Source organism: Microcoleus sp. D3_18_C2, assembly GCF_036702395.1.
GTDB lineage: Bacteria > Cyanobacteriota > Cyanobacteriia > Cyanobacteriales > Microcoleaceae > Microcoleus.
Genome location: NZ_JAUBTG010000065.1, coordinates 1 through 13839, shown reverse-complemented (window position 1 = coordinate 13839; position 13839 = coordinate 1). Strand labels below are relative to the sequence as shown.

Sequence of the window (13839 nt, the reverse complement as noted above, 5' to 3'; positions counted from 1 at the left end):
AGCGGCTATCAAGATGGAACTTTTAAACCTACCCAGCCCGTCACTCGCGCTGAATTGATGGGGGTGCGCCGTCGAGAGGCGGAATTCGGTTTTTCGGCGGGAATGCAGCCAAATTTAGTTGCTAAAGAGCCGTCTAAAACTTTTTTAGAATAACGGCTCATTAATGTCTGAACATATTGACGATATTGAGCTAGTTTGTCCATTGCACAATTACCTCATTTGTTTGTTAATACTTATATTATGTTGTAATCTTTTCAAGAACGGGCATCTTGCCCGTTCCACAAAACTTGATTTTATTGTGGAATGGGCCGGAGAGCCCGTTCCTAAGCAAGTAATTGAGAAGGGTGCAAGATATCAGTTAATCAGGACTTTAGTCCTGATTACAAACCAGTTCGTAATCAGGACTTTAGATTTCATCATATCGTTTACTTGGGTTTCTTCTTAGATAGCTTTTTAGGAGTTTTCGGAACCGGGATTGTCTCTAATTCTTGCTGTGCGATATCTGAGGTTGAGTTACAAAAGTCATTCAAAGAAAGTTTTTGTTGCGATTCGAGTTCGTTTAGCAAGTTTGAAGCTGTTTCTAATATTTGCTTTCCCTGTCGGACTTGAATAGTAGTTTTATTTTCGATCGCATCTAGCAACACAAAAACCGAGACTGTTTGCCAAATATCTAAATCGTCGCCGACGACATCGCAAGCAGAGACAATTTTGCCGTTTTGTGGGGCGTGAATTCCTAAGCCGGAATCTTGAATTAACGGCTGGATTTCTGCTAGACTTAAATTCGCAAGGTCAGTAATTTTATGTTCGAGCGAAACTAAATCTGCTAAATCGGGTAAGTTGACCGATTCTGCGGCTAAAGCATCGAATTTAAAGGTAAGAGTTTGATTCAGCGGATCGGAAATGGCATAAAGTGATTGAATTTGCGATCGACTAACCGCACCTTTCTCGAAAAAATTTCTCCCTTGTGGGGCGATCGCAATTTTTCCATTTTCAGCCACCTCCAAGCTTTCCAAACTAACCAGAGTCGCCGCCGTAGTCTTCACAAAAATCTCGTCCAACCCCAGCAAATCCGCCAATTCCTTCAAAGTTGGTGCAGGTTCAAACTCAACACCCGCCCGCAAAATGAACTCTTCCAACACGTTAAACTCGCGCGGTTCGCTAACCGCCACCTCCAGCGGAGTTTGGCGGATTGCGAAGCGGAATTGACGCGCCGCCAACACTGACAAACCCGGATTTTGTTGCTCAATTTGTTCGGCTAGCGAACTTAAATTCGAGTCTATTGGTTTAGTTGAGGACGCTAGAAACATCTACAAAACCTCCGCAGTGACGCACCGTTTTTGAAACTTCCTGATACATTTTTCCGACAGTACCTGTTTGTTGGGTAAATAAATCGTGGCAGCCGACAACTACCAGCAATTCTTGAGCGCGGGAAAATGCCACATTCACCCGTTCCGGTTCCTTAGCAAATCCAATATCGCCCCTAACATTATTGCACACTGTGCTGACAATAATTACAGGTCTTTCCATACCTTGAAATATGTCAACCGTACCAGTACGGATGCTCAAAGCTGGGAATCTTTCGCCTTCGATTCTGTCTTTAATTGCATTTAATTGAGCAGCATAAAAAGTGATAATTCCGATTTCTTTCGGCGGTTCACCGTCGGCAACTTTGGGCTGCCAAGCTATCTCCATTTGTTCGCACAAACGCTCGATCGCATCAATCTCCTTGACATTCAACCGCGAAGTCCCCTGCTTTTCCTCTTCAAACCCTTGTCCTATCGGCGTTTTCACCCACAGAATGTGATTATTTTCTTGAATAATTTTACCTGCGAGGTTGTGGGCGCGTTTGGTGTCAGCTTCCTGAATGCCACAGTTGAGTTTTTGCTGGTAAAACTGATTGATTGCGCCCATGATTTGTGGGTGCATTCGGTATTGAGTTGTCAGCATTTTTTTGATGCTGTCGCTGGCAGTTTCAAACAAAACTTTGAACAGCGATTCTTTGATAAAGTTAAGTTCGTCTCCTGTACAGCCGATGTCTTCGGCAATATCGTCGATCGTACTTTGATTAAACATCGGCGGCAATTGCCTGTGATCGCCCACTAATACTAACTTTCTGCCTTTCAAAGCGGGAATTAACAACTCTGGCGGAGTGCATTTGCTAACTTCGTCAATGATAACTGCATCAAAGCTGGGAAAGTTTTTAGTAAAATCGAAACTAGCAGCTTGCACGCAAGTAATGCCGATTACGTTAGCATTGTCAATATAAATTTGCTTTAAATCGTTGCGGTCTTTTTCTGATGGATTGCGGAGTTTTTGAATCCAATCTGTCACAAACGTTTGAGAGCGATTTAGTGCGGTTTCTTCTTGTTCTAATTTACGTTGCCAAGTTTTGAATAAACGCTTAATTTTGTTCAAAAAAGCTACGGTGAATAATCCTGTATTCGGAACTTCTGGCTGATATTGAGTCGGGATAGTTTGCCATGCTGACTCCCACCAATTTCTCTCAACAAGTAATGCTGCTGTTGGTTGCTGCTGTTGCAGTTGAGCATTAATTTCGCTCAATTCTGCTTGTAGTTGAGCGAGTTGCTGCTGCGAAGTTGCAGCCGCAATTCGCAGGGGGGATAAATGCTCGTCAAGAGTGTTTTTGATTGTCTCCAAAACACCAAAAGGATCTAAGTCAGCAATGGATTTTTCAAGCTGAATCGTGCTGGCTTTCCAAGCCTCAACTTGCTTGACAAACTGCTGCGGTTGCTCCCAAATATTCGATTTTTGGGCGAGATATTGTTCGGATAAAATTCGCAATTTTTCAGGTACGTTTGGCTGTTGGACAATTGCTTGCAACAAAGTAGTAACTTCGCTAATTTTTAAGTTTGCCTCTTGCTGCGCTGTTTCTACCTGAAGTTTAGCGGCGGATATTTGCTGCTGGCTCAAGGTTTGACCGATTTTATCTAATAATTGTTGCTGTTTTATAAGCTGCTGTTCGGTTTCGGTTTTCAGGGGAACCACGCACTGACGGGCATTTGCTAGGATACTGTGCAGCAATTCTTTGACTAGGCGATCGAACGTAGCCTGGATATTATTTGGCTGCAAGGATTGACTGTAAAATTGTTGAATGCTAGCTAAGAAAGTCGCTGCTTTTTCGATGATAAATTTGCGCTGACTTTGGCTGACTTGGGAGTAGCTGGCGAAGTCTTTAGCTAGTTGCTGCCACTGTGTACGATCGCCCGCAGAGAGCACGATCGGCGTTTGACTCAAATTTAGGTGCAGAAACTCGCTAAACCGAAATTGTTGCCCTTGTATATCCTTAAAACCTGCGCTTTCTTCGTGGGATATCGCCTTTTGCAACCGATCCAAATCGGGCAAATTGATTTTGCATTTGGGCGGCACGATCGGCAATTTGAGCGATCGGGCAATTTTCAGCAATCCTGCGGGCAATTCTACCATATCATCCGTCAGCATTGCGCCCGTTTCCCAGCAAGTTTTCACGACTTCATATAGTCCCGTATCCGCCGTCTCAATCCACTGTGCAACGGCGACGACAACGGCTGCAATTTCCGCTTTTCGCAGTTCCAAATTCTTGATTTTCTGTTCGAGATTGTGGCGGTGCGTCTGATTTTGCCGATCGCCCAATTCGAGTTGATTCACAGCCTCAGACATCTGCCGCGACACCCGCAACGACTCCGCAACCGCCGACATAGCGTGACAAACATCATCCGCGCGATCGAATGCCGTCTTAAATTCCGATATTTGCGCTGCTACAGTTTCCTGCAGCCAAACCGCAATCCCAAACGCGCCGCAAGCAGGGCGATCGAACCCTATTTGAATAGCATTGCTAGCAGCAATCCGAACCTTTGCCATAAAGTTTTCTACTAAAACATTGCCTTCTGAATAAGGTTTTAGTCGGGGCATAAACTCAGCCACTTCTGGAGATTGCCAGTTGACATTAGGCGCCTCCAGCAGATTTTCTAACCCACTAACTAGAGGTTCAATCTCGCTTTTTTCGGTTAAAATTAGTTCATAATTGGTTGCTTGCTGGTGGCACTTTTCCTCAATATCTGCTTTACTGTCGTGCAGGTGTTTTAGTTCATTAAAAAAATCTCTCTCTGCGGCACAGTAGGCGGTAAATCGCTCGGATTCTGCCACCAACTGCCGCAAAGATTTGACATTAGTCAGGCGCTGCGAGAGCTTTTGTTCGCAGTCTGTCGCCGTATTTTGCAGCCAAGTGCCGATCGCATTTTCCTCCAAAAACGGCTGCCCTTCTTCCTGCACCTTATGAGCTTTTCCCTTCCGCAAAGCCCGAATCGCCGGATTGTGAACTAACCGACTCAAAGCATTGTCTACAGCCAAATTTGCTTGGGAAGCAATGAGCGTTTTGCCACCCTGACGGGCAATTTGATAGCAAATTTCCGCAATCACAGTCGTTTTGCCCGTTCCCGGCGGGCCTTGAATCAAAATTAAATCCCGCGCCGAAAGCACAGTTTCTACGGCAGCAAGTTGGTCCTCATTAGCATTGCGATTTAATAAGTTTTCCCGATCCAATTTAATCAGTTTTTCGGGCTTTCTCGCCTGAGAAGAGTCGAATAAAAACTCACTCAAATAGGGATTTTGAGCGCGCCCATCTGTCAGCATTTTTAAAGCTTTTTTCTTTCGTTCGATCTGACTAATATCGCCCGCAGCCTCAAAATACAAGAATCCTTGTTTGGGCATTTGATATCTGCCGCCCGCCATGCGAGCTCCTAAATCAACATCTAACTTAATGCGTAATTTACTATGTTCAAAGTCAATTTCGGCGATGCTACCCAATGTCTCTCCGTCGCGGCTGCTTCTGCTTCCGGGCGGCGAATCAAACAGGATAATTTCTTCATTTCTGGCTTTTTTCAGCCTGTCGCGAAAGTCGCCCACTTGTAAGGGATTTTCCTCGTAGCCGTCAAGAGTTGCGGAATTACGATCGATTTCAAAAGTGACGATTTTGAAGCCGGAACCGTAATTGTGTCCTCGGAAAGGTACACAAAATTGACGCGCTTCCGCAATGCGTTTTTCTACATTTAAAAAAGTATGCCAAACCTTTAGTTGTTCGGTAGTCGGTATGTGCCTGTCGTCCCAAAATGGCATTTGTTGGACGCGGGCGATCGACTTTACAGGAATTGGCGATCTACTGTTAGCCAAAAGTCGCAACTGAACCGGCAAAGAATACCCATCTTTCCTCCCTCTGGGAAGCGCCACCAAACCAGCATCCAGCAGTTTTAAACCGCCGATTCCGTCTTCACAGCGTACAGTTGCTAACAACCGCAAAGTGCGATCTGCTTTTTGCAACAATTGAGGTAATTCAAAATCATCTCCATCCGTAGCAAGCAGCAATTCCCAGATTTCTTCTTCGGAAAATCTCTCATTTACCTTTTGGCGACGCACGTAGAAAAGATTGTGGGATTTGCCAGCTATCTCCGACATCAGAATTTCCGCACGTTCTTTGCATTCCCAATCGCAATATTTCCCTAAAGCAGCTTCTCCTTCTATATCCCGAATAAACTTATTAATTGTGCGATCGCCACTAAATTTATATCCCCAATCTTCTGTTACTAAAGATGGCATATTTTGATTTTAGATTTTAGATTTTAGATTTTAGATTGGATTTAAGATTAGCACATCGGAACTTGTGCCGACAGAACCGCGACATCCCAAAAAAAATTAAGGTGTGCATTGCACACCCTACGACCATCGCAAATTACCGTACAGGCAACGGGCGATCGAATTAAACAGTTGAGAATCAAAAGGGCGAACGATGGGACTTGAACCCACGAATGGTGGTACCACAAACCACTGCCTTAACCACTTGGCTACGCTCGCCGTATCAGTTTTAACTATAGCATCATATCTCAGCACAAGTCTAGGGGTAAGGCAAAAATATTTTGAAATATTTCTGAGCGTCCCTGAACCGGACAGATCGATGGTGCCTCAAATTCCAAGCACAGTAGGAGTTTAGCACAATTTTCGCTCTGTGCGATCGGGGTGAGCGATCGGCCTGTGCGAGCCTCTTCGAGGGCTTCGCCAACGGCAATTATCCCGCCCCCAGCACTCAATCGATTTTAGATTTTAGATTTTAGATTTTAGATTTTAGAATTGAAGCATTGACTTGCGCGAGATAAATTCGGGGGCTCCTTTATCGGATACAGGTTTTTTATGTCTCCACGGATGAACCACGTGGCGGGTATCCTGGATGCTTTCGGTCATGGGGCCCGGGTTCGGCAGCTCTGGCAGCGTCCCGATTCGATCCCGCGCATTAAAATAGCCTTATCAGCCCAGGCGCATCTACAGTCCAGCTTGATAAAACTCACCTCTGACACCATTTTTAAGAACAGGCTTTCCGGCCTGTTCCACAAAGAATGAATTTCTTTTAGGGTGGGCTCTTCTAGCCCGCCCCTAAAAGCCTGATTGAGAATGGTGCAACATCTCAGATGAAATGCTTGTGGGGTGTCCCGCCCGCCCAAAAAATACAACGCCAGAAGCGGGACAGTTATCAACCCTCTCTCTTCTGTCTCTTCTCTCTTCCCTATTCCTTCGCGCCGCTTCGCGTCTTCGCGGTTCGTTTAAAAAAAAGTCTTCTGTGCAATCTAAAATCTAAAATCTAAAATCTAAAATCGATATGAGCTACTGTATCAAACCAGAATGTCAAAATCCTCAAAACTCCCACACCGCCAAATTTTGCTTAAACTGCGGCTTTAACCTGTTGCTGAGACAGCGATATCGCCCGATTGAACTTTTAGGTAGAGGCGGATTTGGTAAAACTTTCCTAGCAATTGATGAAGACATCCCATCTCATCCCCGCTGTGCAGTCAAGCAATTTTATTTTTACGACCGCGACCCCGAAATTTTCAACAAAGCCGTTGAATTATTTCGCCAAGAAGCAGTCCGTTTAGACGAACTCGGAAAACACCCGCAAATCCCCACATTATTAGCGGGATTTGAACAAGAAGGTCATATTTATTTAGTTCAAGAGTTTATAGACGGGCCGACTCTTAAACAAGAATTAGACAATAGTGTCTACGATGAAAATCAAATTTGGCAACTGCTGCAAGACTTATTGCCCGTGCTGCAATTTATCCACGACAAGCGCGTCATTCACCGCGACATCAAACCCGAAAATATTATCCGCCGCCAGTCGGACAACAAACTCGTATTGATCGATTTCGGCATAGCCAAACTGCTGACTGATTCAGCCATACTCCGTTCAGCAACGCTCATCGGCAGTCAAGATTATGTAGCCCCCGAACAAATGCGCGGCAAAGTATTTCCTGCTAGCGACCTTTACAGTTTAGGGGTTACTTGCATTCGCCTCATGACGCAAGTTCCTCCCTTGGATATGTACGACTGCAACCACGAGCGCTGGTGGTGGCGCGAGTTTCTTCCCAAAGCCACAAGTATTAGCGACGAGTTAGGTGAAATTTTAGATAAATTGCTGCAAACTCGTCTCACTCAGCGGTACAGTTTTGCTACGGAAGTTTTGGACGATATCAAAGCAGCTTTAGATATTCGCCATCAAAATTTGCTTTCGCCCCAAAAGCCGATCGCTCCTGCTCTTAATAATAGCGACAACTCTGCCGATATCAACGCGCTACCAACTTCTGATTCTCGGATTTTACCCACAAATGCCGTCGCCAATTCCGCAGAAACTTTTTCCTTATCTGTTACTTCAAATCTCGATCCGACCATGATTTCGGCACGGGGAGTTGATTATACCAAACTGCGTGATTTTTTGTCAAACAAAAAATGGAAAGAAGCCGATCGCGAAACTTGGGGCTTGATGTGTCAGTCTCTTTCTCAGCCACCGGGAACTCAGCTAGAAATTAGCCAAATTTACCAGCTACCCTGCGAAGATTTGCAAACAGTCGATCGCCTTTGGTTGCACTACAGTCAAGGTCGGTTTGGCTTCAGCGTCCAAAAGGAGATTTATGAAAGCGTTAAGGGAGACTATATCAGATTTTGCGATCGGGTCAACTGGCAAACCTACAATTCTGCTACTACTTTAGGGCCGATTAAATTTAGTCAGCAAGCACCAATCGGACACCTCCCCTCTCGCAGTTGGGTTGGCGGCATTCAGTGGCTGCGACACCTCGATGCCCTATCAGCAAAATTAACCGAGTGCGACAATAATCCTGCTCCTAAATTGTAATTCGGTCTACCGACTCACTAAGTATAATTTCATATTTAAACTCTACCGGAAAGCAGAGAAATTTGTTGAGCTAGATGTATCCATCGACCGAGGCTCGGTGCGATCGATTGTCGCACAATGGATTCAGAAGGTGAACACAGCTACAAGTCTGCGATCCTGAGACTGTAGCAACAGAATTAAAGAGAGGTATCTATCCATGTTTTTTCACAAAAAACAACTAATGGCTGCGGTGACTGTAGACGAAGCCAACCCCCGTTTTGCCCAATTGCTGCTAGAACAGTTTGGCGGAGCAACCGGAGAACTGACAGCAGCTTTGCAATACTGGGTGCAGTCCTTTCACTGTGAAGATGCAGGGATTAAGGATATGCTCCAAGATATTGCAATAGAAGAATTCAGCCACTTAGAAATGGTGGGCCAACTTATCGAAATGCACACCAAAAACGTTGACCAAACAGAAGCTTACAAAAGCACTTTATTTGCGGTGCGCGGTGTAGGCCCGCACTTGTTGGACAGCCAAGGTCAAGCTTGGACGGCAGCTTATGTCAACGAAGGCGGGGAGGTAGTGCGCGATTTGCGCGCTAATATCGGTGCGGAAGCAGGAGCTCGCCAAACCTACGAAGAGTTGATTAAACTAGCGCCGGATATGGGAACGAAAAAGACGTTGCAGTTTCTGTTGACTCGCGAAATTTCTCACACTCAAATGTTCATGAAAGCGCTGGAATCGCTGGGTAAACTCACCGATCCGATGTTCGGCAATATTCCACCAGATTCCACTGTGGATCTCTACTTTAACTTATCCACAAATGGCAAGGATGAACGCGGCCCTTGGAACTCGGAACCTACTTTCAAATACATTGCAGATCCCGCTCCCAAAGCTTAATTTGAGATTTGTTTAGCGTGTGGGGCTTAGAAGATTTAAGCCCTGTATTAACTAATTTTTAAGCCGCGCACCTTCTTTTGTAAGGTGGGCGGCTTAGAAGATTTAAGCCCAGTGCGTAGGTTGGGTTGAGGAACGAAACCCAACATTTTCTCTACAATTTTCCTTAACTGAACCTTATTGATTTTTAAGCCACGCACCGTAGGATATCGAACTTTTGCGTTGAGTATTTTTCAAGTCACGCGCCCAACGGTGTTATAATTATTTGAAATTCGGCTCGAACATTAACATCAAATCTATATTGAAATTGCGATCGACCTATTTATTAGTTTCTCACGGCAGCCGTGACCCCAGACCCCAACTAGCTTTGGAAAACCTCGGTCAACTGCTGTCTCAAAATTTGGCTGACTCGTTCCCAGCAGTAGCAACCGCCACCTTAGAACTCGGCCCCGCACCGCTGCACGAACAAATTTGCAGTTTTGGCGAACGTACCCTGTCCCTGGGACTGACAGAATTGCAAATCCTGCCTGTATTTTTATTGCCTGGTGTTCACGTCGCCGAAGACATACCGGCAGAGGTCGAAATTGCCCAACAAACTTTTGGTGACCAGCTAAAAATTGAATTGCGCCCGCATTTAGGTTCCCAGGAAGCAGGCTTAACAAAATTGGTAAAAAGTCAGATGGAAGAGGTGACTTTTCTCCCCAATCTGCTATTGCCAAAATGGATTTTATTATCTCACGGCAGCCGTCGCCCCGGAGGTAACTCGATTGTTGAGGAAATCGCCAGCCAACTCGGTGCGCTGACAGCTTATTGGTCGGTAAAGCCGAGTTTGTCAGAGCAAATTGAGAGTTTGGTTCGTGGTGGACAGCAGCAAATAGGGATTGTGCCATACTTCTTATTTAATGGAGGAATTACAGATGCGATCGCCAAAAATGTCGCACAGCTAAAGCAGCAATTTCCTGCGGCGGAACTTCATCTCGCAAATCCTCTAGGCCCAAGTGTACAATTAGCAGACTTAATTGGGAATTTAATTCAAAAATGAACCGCAGAGGCACAGAAGAGGTAAAGGAAGCAAGAAAAATGTCTTTAGGAAAAGTGTATTTAGTAGGTGCGGGGCCCGGAGATCCGGGTTTGATGACCTTGAAGGGAAAAGCTTTGTTAGAGTGTGCGGATGTGGTGATTTACGACGCTTTAGTCAGCCCTCAAATTTTGGCAGCAATCAACCCCCAAGCAGAACGAATTGATGCCGGAAAACGCAAAGGGCGTCACTCGTTAATGCAGGACGAAACAACTCAGTTAATGATAGAAAAAGCTGGAGATAATGCGATCGTAGTTCGTCTCAAAGGCGGCGATCCGTTTATCTTCGGTCGCGGTGGCGAAGAAATGGAAGAGTTGGTAAAAGCTGGAGTGTCAGTAGAAGTCGTGCCCGGTGTAACTTCTGGGATTGCGGCCCCTGCTTATGCGGGCATTCCTTTAACACATCGATCGTACAGTTCCTCTGTCACCTTTGTCACCGGCCACGAATCAGCGGGAAAATATCGGCCGGAGGTAAATTGGCAGGCGATCGCCCGTGGCTCCGAAACCATTGTAGTATACATGGGAATCCACAATTTGCCTTACATTATCGGCCAGTTAACAGATGCAGGATTGAGTGCAGAAACGCCCATAGCGTTAGTGCGCTGGGGAACGCGGCCGGAACAAGAAGAATTGATCGGGACTTTGGGTACAATTGTAGAGCAAGTTGAGGCGATCGGATTTGCAGCACCTGCGATCGCGGTCATCGGAAACGTCGTCAATTTGCACTCGATATTGTCGGGCTGTCGGCCTGTTTCTCAGACTGTAGAATAAGCGGGGAAATTGCCCCTAAATCCTCGTAGGGTGCGCCGGGCCGCGCACCTTACTGCTAAATCTATTTTTGGCGATTAGTTATGCTCGCCAACAACTAAGGATCGCGAATTAAATAACTTACAATTTTAATTGTTATTGTGGGATGGGCGTCTCGCCCGTCCAAAAAGGACGGGCGGGACGCCCATCCAACTTTCAAGAGTGGAAGTTATTTAATTCTCATTCCTAACAACCAACCACTAACTAATGACTAATGACTAATGACTAATGACTAATGACTAATGACTCAACGCGCCACCTGCCGCATATATTCCCCCCACAACTGAGCGGCATTTGAACTACCTCCCCCAGTCGGAGAATTATCATCATTTCCCAACCAAACTCCTGTCACCAGTTGCTGACTCGGAATATAACCGACAAACCACAAATCTCTATTATCATTAGTCGTGCCTGTTTTTCCAGCTTCTCCCAACCCCAAAGCAGCACTGCTACCCGTACCTCCCCGCACCACACCTTGCAGCATATCAGTCATCGTATCCGCTACGGCCTCCGAAACTAACTGCCGATTGGCAATGCCATCTTTTTGATACTCATAAATCACCCGGCAACTGTTAAAATCATTTCGATCTTTGCAATCGCTGCTGTCAATAATTCGCTTGATTACGTGGGGACGATTTCCCAAGCCCCGATTTGCCAAAACCCCGAATGCACCCGTTAATTGCAACACATTAACTTCACTTTCACCTAATACTAAACCAGGGTTAGAACGCAGTTCCGAAGTAATTCCCAAACGTCTGGCCATTCCCACTACATTGTCTAAACCGACATCTTGTGCTATTCTCAAAGCAACTGCATTTTCCGACTGTGCTAAACCCCGATACATATCAGCATTACCGCTGGTTCTTTCGCAGCCGCTGTAACTTTGTCCGCCCCAAGAAAGGGGGGCGCAAGAATAAGTTTTATCGGGTGAGATTCCCTGTTCCAGGGCGGCTGCATAGCTGAAAATCTTAAATGTAGAACCGGGCTGTCTCAAAGCTTGGGTAGCCCGATTAAACTGACTTTTTAAGTAATCTACGCCCCCAACTAAAGCTAAGACTTCCCCGGTTGTACTATTGAGAGTTACCACGGCTCCTTGAGAAAAACCTGCACTGGCTCCCTCATTTTCTACAGCATTTTTGAGGGAAGCTTCAGCCACTTTTTGTAGGCCGGGATTCAAACCTGTTTCTACAATAAAATTGCCTTCTCTGGCTAACTGCTCCCCCAGCAAAAACTCCAATTCGTCAAATACATAACTGTAGAAATAAGGAGCGATCGTACTTTGCAGATATTGGCGGGCTTTAGGATTGATCTCAATTCGCGATCGCCTCGCCCGATCGGCTTCTTCCTGAGAAATCGTCCCCAGGGCCCGCATCCGTTCGATCACTCGATCGCGATACTGCACCGCCAACTGATAATTTTGAATCGGATTAAAACTGTTTGGCGCCGGCAAAATGCCCGCCAAAGTTGCCGCCTCTGACAAAGTTAAATCCTTCGCCGACTTCCCAAAATAAAACCGAGCCGCATCCTCAAAACCGTAAAGGTCAATTCCCAAAAACACGCGATTCAAATAAGTCAGCAACAGTTCGTCTTTGCTGTAATAATTCTCCAGTTTCAAGGCAACTACAGCTTCCCGTAACTTGCGTCCTGCCGAATCTTGAGTTCCCACATAATCTCGAAACAAACTCCTAGCTAACTGCTGCGTCACAGTGCTGCCGCCTTCGCGAATTCCTCCCCCGCGAACATTAGTCAAAAGCGCGCGCAAAACTCCGATCGGATCTACCCCCAAATGCCAATTGTAGCGGCTGTCTTCCGAAGCAAGTACCGCCTTGGATAAATAAGGCGAAAAATCCTGCAATTGCTTTAATTCTAAGTGAGCGTTATTCTGAGGAGGACGCAGCGGAGTTTGCCCATCGCGGGCGTAAACAATCACGGGGCCATTGATACTTCTCGGCAGAGGCCGCACTTGAAACTTTGTGGATTCCATCCCTACCAACACGGCAATCAAAGCGGTGATTCCGCTGACGCCATAAAAGCTGTAACGCACAAGTTGCAAATACCAAGGCGGCGGATATACGAATTGAATTCTGACAGCGGCGGCTAGTTCCGGCGGCCCTAAAGTAAACACGTCTCCGTGACGCAGGGACATACTTTTAACTCGCCTTTTGCCATTGTAAATGCCGTTTGTGGAGTCTTCATCTTTGATGACAAAAGGAGTCCGCCGCCGAGTATCCCGCGACAGGGATAAGTGCACGTGACTGACAACGGGATTGCGAACTACAATATCTGAAGATTTGGACGATCGACCTAACAGATATCGATCGCCCAACAGCGGATAAACCTCAGCTTTAGCTGCACCCGCATCCTGTACCCACAGTTCGGGTACTTTGGCATTAGGTTTCAGCGCTAGCTGGTTAAAATTAACCTTAGCAATAGTCTGGACTGCTTGGGTAATCGCACCCAAGACGGTTTGAGGTTTGCGGGGCGGCGGCTGTGGGGTCATATTTCGCTGTGCACTACGATCGAGCGATCGGCTCTTGCACCATTCTACTCGCAACTTTTGGCTAATTTCACGATCGGCTCACACTCTCTTAGCGATCGTCGGCTAATGGCGATCGATTTTGGGGTGATTGGTGAACCCGCAAGGCGAGCATTTCCTTGAGCAAATCTCCACCCAGCCACAACAAATCCCGATCTCACCAGGAAATTAAATTATCATAAACTTGCCCCAAAATTAATACTTTCGATAACATTTATAGCGGTTCTCAAGCGTGGTGAGGTATGGGGTGAGTCCTATGCCCTATGCCCTAGGCCCGCGAGAGCACCTCATGTTACTGAGGATCGCGAATTAAATAACTTACAATTTTAATTGTTATTGTGGGATGGGCGTCCCGCCCGTCCTTTTTGGACGGGC

At 46.1% G+C, this 13839-nt stretch carries 9 protein-coding genes and 1 tRNA gene; 4 read left to right on the top strand and 6 right to left on the bottom strand.

What is annotated here, in order from left to right:
- Positions 1-8: 8 nt before the first annotated feature.
- The 5 genes from QUA88_RS25555 to QUA88_RS25535 form a co-directional block, all read right to left on the bottom strand.
- Positions 9-203 carry a hypothetical protein gene (locus QUA88_RS25555; protein WP_333052140.1) on the bottom strand — a complete coding sequence of 65 codons (195 nt, stop codon included), beginning with the start codon at positions 201-203 and terminating at the stop codon, positions 9-11.
- A 222-nt stretch (positions 204-425) separates the two neighbouring features.
- The gene (locus tag QUA88_RS25550) at positions 426-1307 is read right to left on the bottom strand and encodes a hypothetical protein (protein ID WP_333207774.1); all 882 of its coding nucleotides are present in this window, start codon (positions 1305-1307) and stop codon (positions 426-428) included.
- Positions 1285-5589 carry an AAA domain-containing protein gene (locus tag QUA88_RS25545; RefSeq protein ID WP_333274480.1) on the bottom strand — a complete coding sequence of 1435 codons (4305 nt, stop codon included), beginning with the start codon at positions 5587-5589 and terminating at the stop codon, positions 1285-1287. The genes QUA88_RS25550 and QUA88_RS25545 overlap by 23 nt, the downstream gene beginning before the upstream one ends.
- A 182-nt stretch (positions 5590-5771) precedes the next feature.
- Positions 5772-5844 (bottom strand) — tRNA-His (locus tag QUA88_RS25540).
- A 29-nt stretch (positions 5845-5873) separates the two neighbouring features.
- Positions 5874-6077: a hypothetical protein gene (locus QUA88_RS25535; protein ID WP_333052131.1), complete on the bottom strand. Its 204-nt coding sequence runs from the start codon at positions 6075-6077 to the stop codon at positions 5874-5876.
- 563 nt (positions 6078-6640) lie between these two features.
- On the opposite strand from QUA88_RS25535, the gene QUA88_RS25530 reads away from it, so the two are divergent.
- From QUA88_RS25530 to cobA, 4 genes are all read left to right on the top strand, one after another.
- Positions 6641-8167 (top strand): serine/threonine-protein kinase, encoded by a 1527-nt coding sequence (locus tag QUA88_RS25530; RefSeq protein ID WP_333207772.1) that lies wholly within the window; start codon positions 6641-6643, stop codon positions 8165-8167.
- A gap of 196 nt (positions 8168-8363) precedes the next feature.
- The gene (locus QUA88_RS25525) at positions 8364-9047 is read left to right on the top strand and encodes a manganese catalase family protein (protein WP_333052129.1); all 684 of its coding nucleotides are present in this window, start codon (positions 8364-8366) and stop codon (positions 9045-9047) included.
- Positions 9048-9351: 304 nt separating this feature from the next.
- Positions 9352-10086, top strand: a complete 735-nt coding sequence (locus QUA88_RS25520) for a sirohydrochlorin chelatase (protein ID WP_333274476.1) — start codon at positions 9352-9354, stop codon at positions 10084-10086.
- On the top strand, positions 10083-10892 hold the full coding sequence (gene cobA / locus QUA88_RS25515; protein ID WP_333274474.1) for a uroporphyrinogen-III C-methyltransferase: 810 nt from the start codon (positions 10083-10085) through the stop codon (positions 10890-10892). Before QUA88_RS25520 ends, cobA begins: the two co-directional genes overlap by 4 nt.
- 283 nt (positions 10893-11175) lie before the next feature.
- Here the strand turns inward: cobA and QUA88_RS25510 are convergent, their stop codons facing one another.
- Positions 11176-13428, bottom strand: a complete 2253-nt coding sequence (locus QUA88_RS25510) for a transglycosylase domain-containing protein (RefSeq protein ID WP_333274471.1) — start codon at positions 13426-13428, stop codon at positions 11176-11178.
- Positions 13429-13839: the final 411 nt, after the last annotated feature.

Excerpts from the sequence above, each read along its gene's own strand:
- QUA88_RS25530 (WP_333207772.1), top strand. The coding sequence starts at position 6,641 with ATGAGCTACTGTATCAAACCAGAATGTCAAAATCCTCAAAACTCCCAC.
- QUA88_RS25550 (WP_333207774.1), bottom strand. The coding sequence starts at position 1,307 with ATGTTTCTAGCGTCCTCAACTAAACCAATAGACTCGAATTTAAGTTCG.
- QUA88_RS25555 (WP_333052140.1), bottom strand. The coding sequence starts at position 203 with ATGGACAAACTAGCTCAATATCGTCAATATGTTCAGACATTAATGAGC.
- QUA88_RS25510 (WP_333274471.1), bottom strand. The coding sequence starts at position 13,428 with ATGACCCCACAGCCGCCGCCCCGCAAACCTCAAACCGTCTTGGGTGCG.
- QUA88_RS25545 (WP_333274480.1), bottom strand. The coding sequence starts at position 5,589 with ATGCCATCTTTAGTAACAGAAGATTGGGGATATAAATTTAGTGGCGAT.
- QUA88_RS25525 (WP_333052129.1), top strand. The coding sequence starts at position 8,364 with ATGTTTTTTCACAAAAAACAACTAATGGCTGCGGTGACTGTAGACGAA.
- cobA (WP_333274474.1), top strand. The coding sequence starts at position 10,083 with ATGAACCGCAGAGGCACAGAAGAGGTAAAGGAAGCAAGAAAAATGTCT.